At 44.1% G+C, this 17,232-nt stretch carries 11 protein-coding genes and 1 pseudogene; 10 read left to right on the plus strand and 2 right to left on the minus strand.

Annotated elements, in window-relative coordinates; all coding sequences use genetic code 11:
* The first annotated feature begins 2 nt into the window (after window positions 1-2).
* From DWW91_RS05240 to DWW91_RS05275, 8 genes are all read left to right on the plus strand, one after another.
* Entirely contained in the window at window positions 3-1,871 is a 1,869-nt protein-coding gene (locus DWW91_RS05240; RefSeq protein WP_010802286.1) for a RagB/SusD family nutrient uptake outer membrane protein, read from the plus strand.
* A gap of 174 nt (window positions 1,872-2,045) precedes the next feature.
* The gene (locus DWW91_RS05245; RefSeq protein WP_007657342.1) at window positions 2,046-3,212 is read left to right on the plus strand and encodes a Gfo/Idh/MocA family protein; all 1,167 of its coding nucleotides are present in this window, start codon (window positions 2,046-2,048) and stop codon (window positions 3,210-3,212) included.
* A gap of 29 nt (window positions 3,213-3,241) precedes the next feature.
* Window positions 3,242-6,340, plus strand: coding sequence for a glycoside hydrolase family 2 TIM barrel-domain containing protein (locus tag DWW91_RS05250; protein ID WP_046145193.1), 3,099 nt, complete (start codon window positions 3,242-3,244; stop codon window positions 6,338-6,340).
* 158 nt (window positions 6,341-6,498) lie between these two features.
* Window positions 6,499-8,082 (plus strand): SUMF1/EgtB/PvdO family nonheme iron enzyme, encoded by a 1,584-nt coding sequence (locus DWW91_RS05255; RefSeq protein WP_007657344.1) that lies wholly within the window; start codon window positions 6,499-6,501, stop codon window positions 8,080-8,082.
* Between the two features lie 47 nt (window positions 8,083-8,129).
* Complete coding sequence (locus DWW91_RS05260) at window positions 8,130-9,518, plus strand: Gfo/Idh/MocA family oxidoreductase (RefSeq protein ID WP_007657350.1); 1,389 nt, start codon at window positions 8,130-8,132, stop codon at window positions 9,516-9,518.
* A 4-nt stretch (window positions 9,519-9,522) separates the two neighbouring features.
* On the plus strand, window positions 9,523-10,464 hold the full coding sequence (locus DWW91_RS05265; protein WP_122327167.1) for a sugar phosphate isomerase/epimerase: 942 nt from the start codon (window positions 9,523-9,525) through the stop codon (window positions 10,462-10,464).
* A 24-nt stretch (window positions 10,465-10,488) separates the two neighbouring features.
* On the plus strand, window positions 10,489-11,178 hold the full coding sequence (locus tag DWW91_RS05270; protein WP_173011878.1) for a helix-turn-helix transcriptional regulator: 690 nt from the start codon (window positions 10,489-10,491) through the stop codon (window positions 11,176-11,178).
* 9 nt (window positions 11,179-11,187) lie between these two features.
* Window positions 11,188-11,772, plus strand: coding sequence for a response regulator transcription factor (locus DWW91_RS05275; protein WP_046145191.1), 585 nt, complete (start codon window positions 11,188-11,190; stop codon window positions 11,770-11,772).
* On the opposite strand, the pseudogene DWW91_RS05280 reads toward DWW91_RS05275, so the two are convergent.
* Window positions 11,767-12,265 (minus strand): annotated as a pseudogene (locus tag DWW91_RS05280) (hypothetical protein); the annotation flags it as partial. The gene DWW91_RS05275 and the pseudogene DWW91_RS05280 sit on opposite strands and share 6 nt — an antisense overlap.
* Entirely contained in the window at window positions 12,217-12,378 is a 162-nt protein-coding gene (locus DWW91_RS05285; RefSeq protein WP_222622090.1) for an AAA family ATPase, read from the minus strand. The gene DWW91_RS05285 and the pseudogene DWW91_RS05280, both read right to left, overlap by 49 nt.
* Window positions 12,379-12,682: 304 nt before the next feature.
* On the opposite strand from DWW91_RS05285, the gene DWW91_RS05290 reads away from it, so the two are divergent.
* Window positions 12,683-14,554, plus strand: coding sequence for an OTU domain-containing protein (locus DWW91_RS05290; protein ID WP_122327234.1), 1,872 nt, complete (start codon window positions 12,683-12,685; stop codon window positions 14,552-14,554).
* A gap of 218 nt (window positions 14,555-14,772) precedes the next feature.
* Window positions 14,773-17,094: a TonB-dependent receptor gene (locus tag DWW91_RS05295; RefSeq protein ID WP_122327168.1), complete on the plus strand. Its 2,322-nt coding sequence runs from the start codon at window positions 14,773-14,775 to the stop codon at window positions 17,092-17,094.
* Window positions 17,095-17,232 lie beyond the last annotated feature (138 nt).

Raw genomic sequence — 17,232 nt, forward strand, 5'->3', positions numbered from 1 at the left:
ACATGAAAAAAGCGAATATATTATGTCTTTTATCTGTAGCTTTGCTTACTGTGTCTTGCAGTACGGATTTTCTGGATACAAAATCACAGACAGAAATCATGGCAGATGATATATGGAAAGAAAAGAGTCTGGCAGAAGCTTATATGTATGATATTTATTTTGCATTTCAGGATGCCGGTTTTACGGAAGAACTACAGGCTTCGGCTTGCGACGAGGCGATGTTTACACATGGGAGAGAATTTGTTGAGACAAACGCAGGTGCTGTGACTGATGTGAATTTAGGCTGGTTTTCAAAGACTCAGAGTGGGCATCAATGGCAACGTTTATACCTGAATATCCGTTCCTGCAATGATTTTATCGAACATGTGGATGACGCAACATTTGCTGACGATGCAAAAAAGCAGTTGAAGGGGGAGGCTTATTTTTTGAGAGCCTATTTCCTGCATCGTTTAACACGTGGATTTGGCGGTGTTCCTATTCAGTTAAAGGTAACCCAGCTGACTGACGATCCGGAGTCGTTTTTATTATCCCGTTCTTCTTATACGGATTGTATCGGGCAGGTTCTGGATGATATTGACAAAGCTGCGGAGTGTTTAAAGGATCATACGTTTGATAATACGCAGAAGGGCAGGGCTACATTGGCTGCTGTTAAGGCTTTGAAAGTTCGTGTGTTGACGGATGCTGCCAGTGATTTGCATGACCAGGCTACAGCTTCGGCAAAATCGTCTCTGCTTGCTTCTTATAAAAATCCGGAATTGTTGTTTTACACGCAAGGGTCACGAACGGAGCGTTGGCAAGCCGTTAAAGTCGCAGCAAAAGATTTGTTGGATAATCCGATGGGACATGCTATTCCGACCTATGGAGGTACAGGACTTTCTACAGAAGAAAAAGCCCAGGCTATCTGGCGTTTCTTTCTGGCAGAAAGTGCAGATCATATTTTTTCTCGCTATTTTATCGATACAAAAGACGAAAGTGGTACTAAGATGCCGATATTTAATGGCCCTTCCGGTTATCATGGATGGGGAGGAAATACTCCTGTTCAAGATTTGGTAGATGCATTTGCAATGGAGGACGGGAGCAAATTTGATTGGAATAATTCTCAACATGCAAACAATCCATATGGTAATCGCGAACCCCGCTTTTATGCAACCATCATGTATGATGGCATGCAATGGATACAGAGACCCGATGATTATGCTTCTATTGAACCGACCGGAAAAATACAGACAGGTTATTATCAGTTGGATCCGTCTGTAACTGATGACTCAAAGTTTTATGCAGGAATGGATAGCCGTAGTGGCGGTGGGGAAAATTGGAATGCTACATACACTGGTTATTATTTAAAGAAATATATCAATCCTGCCGATGGGGATCACCGTAACAAGATCAATGCGGTTTTTCCGTTCATTCGTTTGTCAGAGGTTTATTTCTGCTATATTGAAGCTTGCATTGAGTTGGGTGAATTGGACGAGGCGAAAAAGTATCTGAATGAATATCGTGAACATGTGAATTTACCGGCTGTTACAACCAATAATAAAGATGAATTGCGGAAAATTTATCAGAATGAGCGTCGTCTGGAATTTTCTTTTGAAGAAATTCGCTATTGGGATGTCCGCCGTTGGATGACTGCCCCTGATCTTCCGGGTTTAAATAGTTTGAAAGGTATTCGTGTTACTGCTACATTGAAGTCAGGAGCTGGTGTTCAATACAAGTATACTGCGGATCCGGATATCTGGAATATGCATTATAAAGTTATAGACCTGAATAATGAAGGGCGTCAGTTTGTTGACAAATGCTATTTTTTACCTATAATGCGTGATGAGAAAAACAGTAATCCAAATTTAATTCAAAATCCAGGTTATGAAAATTAAATAAGTTACTAGTTCTTTTTTTATAAAGTACCGTCTTTGTATTAGAGTATAGACGGTACTTTATTCAGCCTTTTGTTGAGCGATTTGCATTAAATCGGATTTATCATTTGTCTATATAACGAAATAAATCCTATCTTTAGGGTCTCAATTCGTAATTGTAAAAATAGTATTATCATGAAAAACAGAAAATTAAGAATGGGCATGGTAGGCGGTGGAAGTGACGCCTTTATCGGTGCAATCCATCGTCGTGCGGCTTTTATGGACAATCAGATCGAACTGGTATGCGGATGTTTCAGCGTAGACCCTGAAATTTCTAAGAGTTCCGGTCTGTCTTATTACTTGCCGGAAGATCGCATTTACAGTACTTATCAGGAAATGTTCGAGCATGAAATGACGTTGCCGGAAGGTGAACGGATGGATTTTGTGACTATCGTGACACCTAACCGCTGGCATTTTGAACCGGCTATGATGGCTTTGGAAAGAGGATTCCATGTTGTAGTGGATAAACCGATGACCTTCTCGCTGGAAGAAGCTAAACAACTTCAGAAGAAAGTGGAAGAAACAGGACTGATCCTGGCTCTGACCCATGTATATTCTGCCTATCCGGCAGTAAAAGAAGCCAAAGAACGTATCGCCAGAGGTGAACTGGGAACGCTCCGCCGTGTTTATGTGGAATATCTCCAGGGATGGCTTTCCGATCGGATCGAACTACAGGGTGGAAATAACGCCGGATGGCGTACAGACCCGAAACGCTCCGGAAAAGCCGGTTGTATCGGAGATATCGGTACGCATGCCTGGCATCTGAGTGAATATATAACCGGTTTGAAGGTGCTGGAAGTTTGTGCCGACCTGAATGCTTTTGTGCCCGGACGTCCGATCGATGATGATGGCGCAGCATTCCTTCGTTATGAGAACGGTGTGGTCGGAACTTTAACCGCATCGCAGGTCGCTGTCGGAGAAGAAAACAATATCCGGATCCGTATTTACGGAGATAAGGGCGGTCTGGAATGGCAGCAGCAGGAACCGAATACTTTATATGCTAAATGGTCGAATAAACCGACAGAAGTGATCCGTATGGGAAATAACGGTTTTATCGGTGATATGGCCAAAATGAATACCCGCACTCCGGGTGGTCATCCGGAAGGTTTCATCGAAGCTTTTGCCAATATTTACAGAAACTTTGCCCATACTGTTATGAGTATCAAGAAAGGAGAAAAGCCATGTGAGGAATGTCTGGACTTCCCGACTGTTTATGACGGCGTAAGAGGCATGCAGTTCATTGAAACGATGGTGGAAGCCGGATACAATGAAAATGTAAAGTGGCAGAAGTGGGTAGATTGATGATCGCACATTAGTAAATCAATATAGGAATGAAATTAAAAATGTTAGCTTGCTGTTGTTCCTTGCTGGGAGTGACAGCATTTGCTCAAAAAAATGAGTGGAAAGATCCGAACGTAAATGAAGTTAACCGTGCCCCGATGCATACCAACTATTTTGCGTTTGAAACAGAGGATGCGGCGTTGAAGGGATGCAAAGAATCGTCAGTCAATTTTATGACTTTGAACGGAACCTGGAAATTTAACTGGGTGAAGGATGCCGATGCCCGTCCGACAGATTTTTATCAGGTAGGATTTAATGATAAAGGTTGGGCGAATATGCCCGTTCCCGGCATCTGGGAATTGAATGGTTTCGGTGATCCTATTTATGTGAATGTGGGATATGCCTGGAGAAACCAGTTCAAGAATAATCCGCCGGAAGTGCCGGTCGAAAATAACCATGTCGGTTCATACCGTAGAGAAATCGTTATTCCGGCAGACTGGAAAGGAAAAGAAATATTTGCTCATTTCGGTTCGGTAACATCCAATATGTATCTTTGGGTAAACGGACAGTATGTAGGGTATAGCGAAGACAGCAAACTCGAAGCGGAATTCAATCTGACCAAATACCTGAAACCAGGCAAGAACCTGATCGCATTCCAGACATTCCGCTGGTGCGACGGTACGTATCTGGAAGACCAGGATTTTCTGCGTCTGTGCGGTGTCGGACGTGATTGTTATCTGTACACCCGTAACCCTAAATATATCCAGGATATCCGCGTAACTCCAGATCTGGATGCACAGTATAAGGATGCCACATTAAATGTAAGCGTTAACCTGAAAGGTAGTGGCGTTGTGGATGTAAAATTGTTGGATAAACAAGGCAATTCCGTTGCAACAACTACGCTGAAAGGCTCAGGCAAAGTGTCTGCGGATATCGCTGTTTCCAATCCGTTGAAGTGGACGGCTGAAACGCCTAACCTGTATACCCTGGTCGCTACGCTGAAAGAAGGCAATAAAGAACTGGAAGTTATCCCGGTGAAAGTCGGTTTCCGTAAGATAGAACTGAAAAACAGCCAGATCCTGGTAAACGGGCAGCCGGTACTGTTTAAGGGAGCAGACCGTCATGAAATGGATCCGGACGGCGGATATGTGGTTTCCCGCGAACGTATGTTGCAGGACATCAAGGTGATGAAGGAATACAACCTTAATGCGGTTCGTACCTGTCACTATCCGGATGCAAACCTGTGGTATGATTTGTGTGACGAATACGGTATTTATGTCGTAGCCGAGGCAAATGTGGAATCCCACGGTATGGGGTATGGCGAACAAACCTTGGCTAAGAATCCGGCGTATGCAAAAGCACATATGGAACGTAACCAGCGTAATGTACAACGTGGTTTCAACCATCCGTCTATTATTTTCTGGTCATTGGGTAATGAAGCCGGTTTCGGACCGAACTTTGAAGCATGTTACACCTGGATCAAGAATGAAGATAAGAGCCGTGCCGTTCAGTATGAGCAGGCAGGAAAGAATGAATTTACCGATATCTATTGCCCGATGTATCTGGGGTATAAAGGATGCGAAGACTATTGCAATAGTAATGTCGACAAACCGCTTATCCAGTGCGAGTATGCGCATGCAATGGGTAATTCACAGGGTGGATTCAAAGAATACTGGGATCTTGTCCGTAAATATCCGAAATATCAGGGTGGTTTCATCTGGGACTTTGTGGATCAGTCATTGCGTATGAAAAATAAGGAAGGTGTGGAATATTATGGATACGGTGGCGATTTTAATCGCTACGATGCATCTGATAATAACTTCCTGGACAATGGTTTGATCAGTCCGGACCGTAAGCCTAATCCTCATATGCATGAGGTCGGACATATTTACCAGTCGATCTGGGTAACTCCTTCGGACCTGGCAAGCGGTGTCGTGAATGTTTATAACGAAAACTTCTTCCGTGATTTGAGCGGTTATTATGCAGAATGGGAATTGCTGGCTGATGGCGAAGTAGTTCAGACAGGCATGGTCAAAGATCTGGAAGTGGCTCCGCAACAGACCAAATCTGTAAAGTTGAACTATACTACGGACGGAATCTGCAAATGCAAGGAATTGCTGTTGAATGTCGCTTTCAAACTGAAAAAAGCGGAAACAATGCTTCCGGCGGGATATACGGTTGCTAAAAACCAGTTGGTTGTCCGCCCGTATAAGGCTCCGGAATTGAAACTGGCAAATGTTGAAAAGGTAAATGTTGCCACGGTAACCCCGGTAATTACAGAAAATGATTACAACTATCTGATCGTTACAGGTGAAAACTTCCGTATCGAGTTCAATAAACATGACGGTTTCCTTTGCAAATATGATGTAAAGGGCCAGGCTTTGATCGATGAAGGCGGCAAGCTGACTCCAAACTTCTGGCGTGCTCCGACCGATAACGATATGGGAGCCGGTTTGCAGAACAGATATGCAGCATGGAAAAAGCCGGGACTGAAACTGACCTCTTTGAGAAATAAGATGGAAAACGGTCAGGCGGTAGTAAATGCAGAATATACAATGGAAGCCGTATCGGCTAAGTTGTCCGTTTCTTATACCATTAATAATGAAGGTGCCGTAAAAGTAACACAGAAGATGATTGCCGATAAGTCGGCTAAAGTATCGGATATGTTCCGTTTCGGTATGCAGATGCAGATGCCGAAAGAAATGGCATTGATCAAATATTATGGTCGTGGTCCGTGGGAAAACTATTCAGACCGTAACAATGTGACCGATCTGGGTAAATTCTGCCAGACAGTGGATGAACAATTCTACTCTTATATCCGTCCGCAGGAAACCGGTACAAAAACGGATATCCGCTGGTGGAAACAGACAAACAAAGGTGGCAACGGTCTGATGTTTGTTGCCGAGGCTCCTTTCTCTGCTTCTGCATTGAACTACTCGATCGAATCACTGGACGACGGTGTGCAGAAAGACCAGAGACATTCAGAATTAGTCCCGAAAGTGGACTATGCCAACCTTTGTATCGACAAGGTACAGATGGGACTGGGCTGTGTGAACAGCTGGGGCGCATTGCCTTTGGAGCAATATCGTTTGCCTTACGGTGATTATGAATTTACTTTCATTATGACACCGATACAGTCAAATCTTTAAGGGATACTGAAAATAATTAAAAAAAGCATAATCTGCTTACTTATTACGTTAAATAGGTGGGTTATGCTTTCTTTATATTAAGGAAAATGTTACTTTTATTGCCGATTTTTAAATCTAATTCTCAGACTAAGTGTAAATATTGAATACCATAAAAACAGATGGCTACTAACAAGAATTCTAATCGATACTCATCAGGCCTGAAGAAGAATTTTTTTAAAGGAAAGACCTTTATGCTTCTTTTGGGCGTAATTTTTGGTGCCGGGGTAATGATTCTGGCTTATAATACTTCCGTTTATTTTTCCAGTGACGAATCCTGTATGATGTGTCATGTGCATCCGCATGTGGAAGGCAGCTGGAAACTATCCAAGCACGTAAATAACGGGAGCGGGGTGAAAGTGCATTGCGTGGACTGCCACCTTCCGCCTAAAAACGATACCTGGAACCATTATACGGCAAAAGCAAAACTGGGCTTAAAAGATGTCTGGTCTTTTATGACCAAAGACAGTGCCGACTTTGACTGGGATGTAAAGTCAGAACTGGATCATGCCGTTAAATATATCCCGAACGAATCATGTAAAGAATGCCACCAGAATTTGTTTCCGGAAGGAATTACGAACGACGGTATTACAGCACACCTTTATTATGATGAAAATGAAAAGAAACTGGACTTGCAGTGTATCAGTTGTCACCTGGATGCCGGGCATTATAATCCCAACTACAACCATTCCAAGTTGACTGGTATTCCTGGCATGGCTTCCGGATCTTCGGCGGTCGATACAAGCCTTTATTTCAAGGAACCTGCACAGGTAACAAGTTTTGCCGATTATGTAGAACAGATACCCGGAACACCGGTGTCTTTCAAAATGGTTGCCGTGCCGGGCGGTACGTTCAAAATGGGTAGCACCAGCAAGGAACCGTTCCATAAACCGGATGAAGCACCTGTACGCAACGTAACGGTCAGCCCGTTCTTTATGGCTGAGGTGGAAGTTACCTGGGACCAGTACTGGTCGTTCTATGGAAATACGATGAGCGAGGGACGTACTCCTCCTGAAACAGTTTATGCGAATAACAGCAATCCGGATGTGGATGCTATTTCCGGTCCGACACCTCCATTCGGATTCCCCGACCAGGGATGGGGTGGCGGCGATCGTCCGGCTATCACAATGACACATTATGCAGCTGAAACATTCTGCCAGTGGTTATCGAAGAAGACCGGCAAGAAATACCGTCTGCCGACCGAAGCCGAATGGGAATATGCAGCCCGCGGAGGTACGGAAACTCCTTACTTCTTCAGCGGCAGCCCGAAAGACTTCTCCGACCAGGGATTCTGGCGTAAGTTCTTCGATGCAAAAACCGACAGTATCAGTTCGTTCGTCATTTACAGCAAGAACAGTAAGAATAAGACACAAGAACCGGAACTGGTGAAAGCCAATCCGTTCGGATTAAAGAATATGTTGGGTAATGTCATGGAATATTGTGCAGACAAGTATGATCCCGAAGCCTATAGCAAGGGTGGCGAGTCTGTTACGAATCCGTTGGTAACCGAAGGAACGGAATGGGTAGTGCGCGGAGGTAATTATACTTCTGACGCGGCAGACCTTCGTTCGGCAGCCCGCGACTATACCAAACATGAAGCGTGGTTAAAGACCGACCCGCAGCAACCTAAAAGTATCTGGTGGTATTCTGACATACGTGGCATTGGCTTCCGTGTGGTATGCGAGCCGGATTCATCCATTCAATAAAGTAGACTAGTGTAAAAATTATATCAATTCTTTAAATTTGCTATATCATGAAAAAGGAAAACAGTATCAGTAGAAGATCATTTTTAAAAAGTTCAGCGATGGCCGGTGCACTGGGTGCAATCGGTACAGGTAGTGCAGCAAGTGTGGTTCTGACTTCATGCGGCGGGGGAGAAAAAGCCGCAGCTTTGAAACCGCTGAAAGAACCGGGTACTTATTATATTCCGGAATTGCCGGATCTGGCAACCGACGGCCAGGAACTGAAAGCCGGTGTTATCGGTTGTGGCGGACGTGGTTCCGGTGCCGCTTTCAACTTTCTGAATGCAGCAAATGGCGTGACTATTGTTGCGTTGGGTGATACTTTCCAGGAAAGAGTTGACGAACTGGCCGGTAAGCTGAAAAAAGATAAGAATATAGATATTCCTGCCGACAAACGTTTTGTAGGTCTGGATGCATATAAACAAGTAATAGACAGTGGCGTGGATGTTGTGATCATTGCAACACCTCCCGTGTTCCGTCCGGTACATTTCCAGTATGCGACAGAAAAAGGGAAACATTCATTCCTTGAAAAACCGATCTGCGTGGATCCGGTAGGTTATCGTACGATCATGGCTACAGCCAAACAGGCGGAAGCGAAGAATCTTCGCGTAATCACAGGTACACAACGTCATCATCAGCGTTCTTATGTAGAATCTTACAAAAAGATCATGGAAGGTATGATCGGTGAGATCACTGGCGGTACGGTTTACTGGAACCAGAGTATGTTATGGTTCCGCGAACGTCAGAAAGAATGGAACGATTGCGAATATATGATCAAAGACTGGGTGAACTGGAAATGGTTATCCGGCGACCATATTGTTGAGCAGCATGTACATAATATCGACGTATTTACTTGGTTCAGCGGGCTGAAACCTGTTAAGGCTGTCGGTTTCGGTTCTCGCCAGCGCCGTATTACCGGTGACCAGTATGATAATTTCAGTATCGACTTCACTATGGAGAACGGTATCCATATGCATAGTATGTGTCGTCAGATTGACGGTTGCGTGAGCAATGTAAGCGAATTTGTCCAGGGTACGAAAGGCTCATGGGACAGCTCTACGATGGAGATCAAAGACCTTGCCGGTAATGTGGTATGGAAATACGATTATGAAGCAGAAAAAGCAAACTTCAAACAGACCGACCCGTATACATTGGAACATGTTAACTGGATCAACAGTATCCGTGGTAACAAACCGCTTCAGCAGGCTTCCGAAACAGCTATTTCGAATATGGCAGCTATTATGGGACGTGAATCGGCTTATTCCGGTGCTGAGACAACCTGGGATGCTATGACCGCTTCTCCGCTGGATTATACTCCGAAAGACCTGAATCTGGGTAAGATGGATATGAGTACATTTACTGTACCGGTTCCGGGAAAACCTCGTGATCAAAATAAATAAAGATATGACATTAAACAGAAGAAACTTTTTAAGAACAACTTTGTCCGGTGCTGCGGTAGCAGCCGTTAGTACCGGCACGTTGGTATCCTGTGCATCGAAGGCTTCTTCGGATGAGAAATGTCCGGAAACGAAGTCTTGCTGCAACACCAAGGCGAAACTGAACCTCTCTTTCCAGGAAGGCATCGCTCCGGGTGAAAACCTGAACCAGAAGCTGGACTATATGGAAAAGCTGGGAGTTGTCGGTTTTGAACCGGGGGGCCGCGGACTGAAAGACCGTGTAAAGGAAATCAAAGAAGCCCTGACCGGTCGTGATATCAAAGTCAGTGCCATTTGTGCAGGGTTTGAAGGTTTTATCCTCTCTACTGATCCGGCTATCCGTCAGAAATGTATGGATACGATGAAAGAGATTATTACCGCAGCCGGCGAATTGGGATCGACAGGGGTTATCATCGTTCCGGCTTTCAACGGGCAGGTACCGGCGCTTCCTCATAATCAGGAAACCCGCGACTTCCTGTGCGAGCAATTCACCGAAATGGGAAACCATGCCGCTCAGAACGGAACGACCGTGATCTTTGAACCTTTGAATCGTAAAGAATGTTTCTATATGCGTCAGGTGGCCGACGCCGCTTCCGTATGCCGGGATATCAACAATCCGGGAGTACGTTGTATGGGTGACTTTTGGCATATGACCTGGGAAGAAACGTCCGATATGGGAGCCTTTATCTCGGGTGGAGACTATTTGCAACACGTACACGTGGCAAGCCGCAAACGTCGCAGCATGCCGGGTGAAGACGGGGAAGCAGATAACTACGTAGACGGCTTTAAAGGCCTGAAGATGCTGGGTTATGACAAATACGTAAGTTTCGAGTGCGGATGCCAGGGCGATCGTAACATCGTTGTCCCTGCCGCGGTAGAACTCTTGCGCAAACAATGGGAAGAAGCATAAATTATGCCTTTAGTATATCCAAATATGCAAATGAGTGAGGTGGTGGAAGAACATCCCTCACTCATTCCTGTAATCAACCGGTTCGGTATCCGCCTCGGGTTGGGCGATAAATCGGTGAAGACGATCTGTGACGAATATCAGCTGGATACTGATTTCCTGCTGACTGTAATCAACACGTTCCTGAACGAGGAATACTTCCCGGAAAGGAAGTTACAGACATTCCATACGACACAGATTATCGATTACCTGACCAAGACCAATCTTTACTATCTGCGTTATCAGTTGCCGAACATAGAGCGGCACCTAACTTCTTTCATCTCTATGAGCACGCCGGGAAACAATACGTTGAACCTGATCGGCAAATTCTTCTCCTCTTTCAAGGAAGAGCTTACGGCACGTATCGAACATGATGATAAGGAATGGTTCCCTTACTGCCTGGCGTTGAGTGAAAAAATAAAAGGGTGTTGTAATTCCGATGAAAAGGAGGCACTCCATCTGGGTGACGAGCAGCGTTCGGAAGATGCTATAGAAGCGTTGTTATCCGACCTGAAAGGCATCATGATCAAGCATCTTTCCGGCGATTACAACGAGAATCTGTGTTATGCCGTGATCTTTGGGATCAGCAGCCTTGAAAAAGACATCAAGCAGCATAACCGTATCCGTTACCGTATCCTGACTCCGATGGTCTCTGCCATGGAGAAATTATGTAAATAACCCCTGTCGATGCACCGGAACAAACAAATAGCGATTATCTTACCCGACACTCTACAAAGTATAGGTCTTCAGAGTCTGCTGACCGACTACTTTCCTCCGGTCGAGGTCTGCTATTTCCCTGCGTTCGAGATTTTTAATGCGGCAGGTGGCAACGATGCGTTCGATTATTATTTTACCTCTCCGGACATCATGGTGCTGAACGCCGACTTTTTCCTTCCCCGCCGTAGCAAAACCACGGTACTGATCGATGGGGGAGAGGGTACTGGCGGTATTTCTACCACCAACCATATAACCATCAAGGCATCGCAGGAGATTATCATCGAGCAATTGCAGCAATTGTTTACTAGCGACAGTTCCGCTTACACAGTCGGTGAAAACAGCAAAGACCTTTCTTCCCGCGAGACTGACGTCCTCCAACTGATCGTCAAAGGCATCACGAATAAGGAGATTGCCGACAAACTGAATATCAGCCTGAACACCGTCCTGACCCACCGCAAGAATATCACAGCCAAGCTAGGCATCAAGACCGTCTCCGGTTTAACATTCTATGCCATCATGAACGGGATTATTTCGGGGGATGATATTGAGTTATAAGTTTCTTTCCACCACCTTCCACGTCTCTATATTCCGTGTTTTGTTACTGAAGTTTACGCCTATTTTGAATAGTTTGCGGGTATCGCTGGCGAAGGGGTGTGCATAACCTTTCTCTTCTGGAAAGGTGAATCCACCTTGTCCGTATTGGCATAAAAAGGTAACAGGAATTTCATAAATCCATCTTCCTCTTCGCGGTTGGGAAATCCCAGCCGGTAAAAATACCAAAGAGACGATCATAATCTTTGATAGTCTGGTATCCGCTCTGATAGATAACTGGTATTGGGTTCGTAGAAGTCGAGTCAATACTGTTTAACACGTCTGCGTCGGTTTCCGTATGAGCCATGTTATAGAGATTGTAGTTGGAACGTTTAAGCAACATAACCAAATAAGTTGGCGTACCTGTTTCAAATCAGTAACTTCCGAATTGCATGTACTTGAATGTATTTAACAGACTGAACGGATTATATATTCCTGGACTGTCGGGCACGAAATATAACTGCCTGTCTTGACCAATTGGTAGATCAATTCCGTTTTATCAATATAAAGAAAACCATCCTTTCTGATTTTCTCGAAGTTCTGTATGCCGATGGGATAAAGCTGTGTCATAATTAACCTGATTGAAAATGATACTTTCACAAAGGTTGAGAATTATTCCTAATAATATGCCTTTTCACCGAATCCGGGATACAAGCACTGTCATCCTTATGCATTATATATGTAGCAAGTTCTCCGTGCCAAGTCGCCAGCCATATTTTTTCTACCAATACCTACTTCCTCTGCGGTATAAGATTATGCCGGTTATTGGCAAAGTAATGTCGTTTGCAAACAATGCCTGTCGTTTGTGGAAATAAATTGCATAATCATTCTACAATCTTTAGCTTTGGGTAATTGTAAAATAGTATTTACTGCTATGGGCAAAAAAAAAGCGAAAGAAAGAAAGCCGGGTGGAACACAAGTTAGCAGTGTCTCGTCCCAAAAAGGGAAACCCAAAGATAAGGCCAAAGGTCAAACACAAAAGGAAGAACCAACTCATGTGGATAATAGTCCTAAATCTGAGCATGACCGAATACTGAAAGAGAAGATAGAAAAAGGGGAGAAGAAAAAAAGAGCACAGGAAAACCTAAAGAAAGTGAAGGATCTACCAGCCAAAGAGAGAATGGCTTTTATTGCACAAATCATGAAAAAGTATGAATGTTCTGAAGACGATTGTATTGGTTATATTAGCCAGAGTCTTCAGGATCTTAAGCCGGGAGAATATGATAGGACCCGGTTTGAACAAACGTTAGCTTTTGATATACGGCATATTAGATTTGCTCCTGAACCCCAGACCTTGCATCAACAATATCTAACTAAAAGCGGATGGGATAGGAAATTGTTAGAGAAAGAAGGAAAATCAGTTGTACCAAGAAGACAGGCAACGAAAGAAGAACTGGCAGAAGATCAGCTATGCATTTACAGAACGATGTCTTTGGCTGAATGGGAAGGGTTGAAAGGGAAGCCATCATCGTTGAAAAATCATTTGGGCGATTTTAAAGAGGCAGTAGAATATTTATATTTAAAAAGTTCTGATGTTCCGATCAAAGTGTTGGTTGAATTCCCTATAAAGAGAGGTCGGGAAGCAAATTTGTTCTCCCCGAATCTCATAGGCTTCCCTTCTAAGATCGCTTATAATATAAAATCAATGTCTAAAGTTCTTTTGGATGTAGAGCATTCAAGTAATTTTTCAGAAAACGAAGCAAAGGACAAGACGGGAGAAAAGGTTGGAATAAAATCGGAAGACCATGGCGATGCAAAATTCAGTTTTTCATTGCCTTCCAGCAACAATCCGACGAAAAACAAAAAATGCGTTGAAAATTTAATGAGTCTGATTGATATACCGCAAATAGGTGTTTTAGCTTATAATATCAATGGAAAGATAACATTTCTGGAAGAGAAAAAAATAGATTTTGTGAAGGCTGATGTGAATGACTCGGAAAAAGCTACCGACAAAACGATATCTGCCGAATCTGACATTCCGCAACCAGAGAAACAAACACCTGATGCCACTCCGTCAAAAGAATCCCAACCTGTAACGCAGGTTCCGCCAGAAATGCCCCAATCCGAAGATGAAATTTCCGTTGTCTCAGTCATTGCCTCTGAGATACGATCAATGCTTCAATCCGCTGATGAAGACGAACAAGTATATCCGGATGTGCCGGACCTTACTCCTGAAGAACTCCGGAGGCTCGATATGCCGGCAGCGTCAGATCCCGAAAGAAAAATGATACCCGAAGCCCAATATGTAGCAGAAAAGAATTGGATTATAGAAGATTACGGAGGAGGTGGTGATTGTTTGTTCCGTGCCCTTTCGGCTTCTTCAGATCCTGAGGTATTCTTAAAATTGCGTCAGAAGATAGTAATAGAAGAACAGGAGGCGGGTTTGGTACAGAAAGGATTTGTAGATGCCAACCTTATGGGTATGTTAGAAAACAGCCTCTATCCCGAACTTAGAGATCTGTCGGTTGAAGCAATTCATAAACAGAATATTCCCATTGAAGCCTATCATAAACTTATGGCACTCCAAGGTACATGGGGTGGGGATATGGAAATTTTGGCATTTACTCGATTGGGTCATCAAATCGTGTATGTGATAGACGAAAATGGGACTATGTTTTGTTATGAGGAAGGTGAGAGCCAGAGAATTGATGAAATACCGGATGAGGTATGGGAGAATGAATCTATTGTTCTTTACAAAACTCGTGATCATTGGCGTAGAGTTACCGGTCGATACCATACACAATAGCAGACCTATTCAATTATATACTGAAGAAGGCGGATTTCAAAATGGTTTAGATAAACTTAATAATAGACAAAGTTTGTGATACATCTCTTTTATCCAGGATAAAGGAATTCGCGAAAAGATCGCAAAGGCTCTTTGTTAAAATCACTACATCTAGTGATTGATCGCCTTGTTTCTTTCCTGTTCCTTTGCAATCGTAATATACTAATAGTGAAAATACGATGAAACAACGCTACTTGTTTGTTCTGATTGCAGGGGCTGTCTCTGGATTACAACCGTTGATGGCTGATGAAGTAAATGTGAATGTAAATGAAAATGACACCATCAAGACGTATAATATCGATGAGGTCATTATAACATCTTCTACAAAGGAAACGAATGACTTACGGTTATTGCCCGGTTCTGTTTCCATCCTTTCCCCCCAAGCGATATCAGGACGCCAGATCGATGCGTTGAAAGATATCAGTTCGTTTGTTCCTAACCTGTATATGCCGGATTACGGCTCCAAGATGACTTCGGCTATCTATATCCGCGGTATCGGTGCACGAAGCAGCGGACAGTCGATCGGACTTTATGTCGATAATGTGCCGTATCTGGATAAGAGTACCTTTGATTTTGAATTGAACGATATACAGCGCATGGAGGTGTTGCGTGGTCCGCAGGGTACTTTGTATGGCCGTAATGCGATGGGAGGAATTGTGAATATTTATACATTGTCACCCTTCAATTATCAGGGAACGAAGTTTTCGATGTCGACAGGTAACTATGGTGCTTCCAAGATCAAAGCGTCCCATTATCGAAAACTGAGCGAGCATGTCGGTATTTCCCTTAGCGGTTACTACGACAGGAATGACGGTTTTTTCATGAACGAATATTCCGATACGAAAGCAGATAAGGAGAAGTCTGCCGGCGGACGTTTTAAACTGGATTGGCTGATCAATCCGGCAATGAAACTGCAATATGCATTCAATTATGATTATGTCGACCAGGGTGCCTTTCCTTACGGACAATATAACACGGAGACAGGAAAGGTGGAGCCTGTACGTATAAATGATCCCAGCACCTATTGGCGGCGGATGCTGAATAACAGCATTTATTATGAGTGGAAAACGGATAAATTCCTGCTGTCCTCCACCACCGCCTACCAGTATCTGAAAGACGATATGAAGATGGACCAGGATTATACGGAGAAGTCTATTTTCACACTGAACCAGAAGCAAAAGCAATATGCCTGGAGTGAAGAGGTGGCGATCCGGTCGAATCACCAGAAGAATTATCAATGGAGCTTCGGTGCATACGGCTTTTATAATAGTCTGAAAACGGATGGTCCGGTGATGTTTAAGGAGGATGGTCTGAAAGATGTCCTGCAGAAAGCCTTTGATGAGATCGTGGCCGGTAGCCCCAAGGCTCCACAATTGACCGTATATGGTGATGATAAGAATCAGATTTATTTCCCCGGATATTTTGAAACGCCGACATTCGGTTTTGCTGTCTTCCACCAGTCCACTTATAACAACTTATTTACGGACGGGCTGTCTGTAACGGCAGGTATCCGGCTGGATTATGAAAAGGCAAAGCTGAATTACGACTCTTCGGTAGATAGTATGAAGATAGGTGTATCTATGGGAGGACGTCCAATGGGTGTTCTGCCTGTCGAGACAAGATTGGAAGGTAAAACATCGCAGGACTTTTTGCAGGTGCTGCCTAAGGTATCAGTGAGGTATCAATGTTCGCCGGGTACGTTTACGTATGTGTCGGTTGCCAAAGGATATAAGACGGGAGGCTACAATGTGCAGATGTTTGGAGACCTGGTGCAGGAGTATGCCCGGTATGACCTGATGTCGAAGTTTATGCCAAGCGAAGCAAAGAAGCCGGCAGAGGTGGAAGAAGTGGCTGCCTATAAACCGGAGCACAGTTGGAATTATGAAATGGGTATCCGCAGCGAATTGATCGAGGACCGCCTGCATGCCGAACTGACGCTTTTTTATATGGATATTCAGGATATCCAGTTGACGACATTTGCCAAAGGGGGAAGCGGGCGTATGATCACCAATGGAGGCAAGGCCGACAGTTATGGGGTGGAGGTAAGCCTTCGCAGCCGTATTGCCGAGGGCCTGACGGCTGATTTGAATTATGGTTTCACCCGTGCTACCTTCCGCGATTATAAGACGTTGGATAAAAACGAAACGGAGATAAATTATAAGGATAACTTCATCCCGTACACTCCGCGCCACACCGTCAGTCTGGGATTGAACTATACCAAACTGTTGCGGAACAGTTGGTTCGACCAGTTTACCGTTTCCGTTCAGTATGCCGGAGCCGGGAAGATCTTCTGGACCGAAAAGAACGATATCAGTCAGGACTTTTACGGTGTGTTGAATGGCAAAGTGGGAGTACGTAAGGGCATTGTCAATCTGAATGTATGGAGCCGCAATATGACTGACACTGACTACCAGGCATTTTATTTTGAATCATTCGATAATTCATTTATACAAAAAGGCAAACCCTTCCAGATCGGGGCGGAAGTGGCTGTGACGTTTTAATTCAGTATTTATCAAATATGAACTATCCGATTATTGACCGGTTGTACCTGGCTCCCCTCTTGAGAGGGGGGGTGTGATAGTTTCGCCCTATAACTAGCTTTAACACACCCCTTATCCCCTCTCAAGAGGGGAATTGGT

Origin of the sequence: Parabacteroides sp. AF17-3, assembly GCF_003635445.1 — a bacterium.
In the GTDB taxonomy this organism is placed as follows: Bacteria; Bacteroidota; Bacteroidia; order Bacteroidales; family Tannerellaceae; genus Parabacteroides; species Parabacteroides goldsteinii.

Bases quoted from the DNA above. Each gene is read 5' to 3' on its own strand.
- DWW91_RS05240 (WP_010802286.1), top strand. From the start codon at position 3: ATGAAAAAAGCGAATATATTATGTCTTTTATCTGTAGCTTTGCTTACT.
- DWW91_RS05245 (WP_007657342.1), top strand. From the start codon at position 2,046: ATGAAAAACAGAAAATTAAGAATGGGCATGGTAGGCGGTGGAAGTGAC.
- DWW91_RS05250 (WP_046145193.1), top strand. From the start codon at position 3,242: ATGAAATTAAAAATGTTAGCTTGCTGTTGTTCCTTGCTGGGAGTGACA.
- DWW91_RS05255 (WP_007657344.1), top strand. From the start codon at position 6,499: ATGGCTACTAACAAGAATTCTAATCGATACTCATCAGGCCTGAAGAAG.
- DWW91_RS05260 (WP_007657350.1), top strand. From the start codon at position 8,130: ATGAAAAAGGAAAACAGTATCAGTAGAAGATCATTTTTAAAAAGTTCA.
- DWW91_RS05265 (WP_122327167.1), top strand. From the start codon at position 9,523: ATGACATTAAACAGAAGAAACTTTTTAAGAACAACTTTGTCCGGTGCT.
- DWW91_RS05270 (WP_173011878.1), top strand. From the start codon at position 10,489: ATGCAAATGAGTGAGGTGGTGGAAGAACATCCCTCACTCATTCCTGTA.
- DWW91_RS05275 (WP_046145191.1), top strand. From the start codon at position 11,188: ATGCACCGGAACAAACAAATAGCGATTATCTTACCCGACACTCTACAA.
- DWW91_RS05285 (WP_222622090.1), bottom strand. From the start codon at position 12,378: ATGACACAGCTTTATCCCATCGGCATACAGAACTTCGAGAAAATCAGA.
- DWW91_RS05290 (WP_122327234.1), top strand. From the start codon at position 12,683: ATGGGCAAAAAAAAAGCGAAAGAAAGAAAGCCGGGTGGAACACAAGTT.
- DWW91_RS05295 (WP_122327168.1), top strand. From the start codon at position 14,773: ATGAAACAACGCTACTTGTTTGTTCTGATTGCAGGGGCTGTCTCTGGA.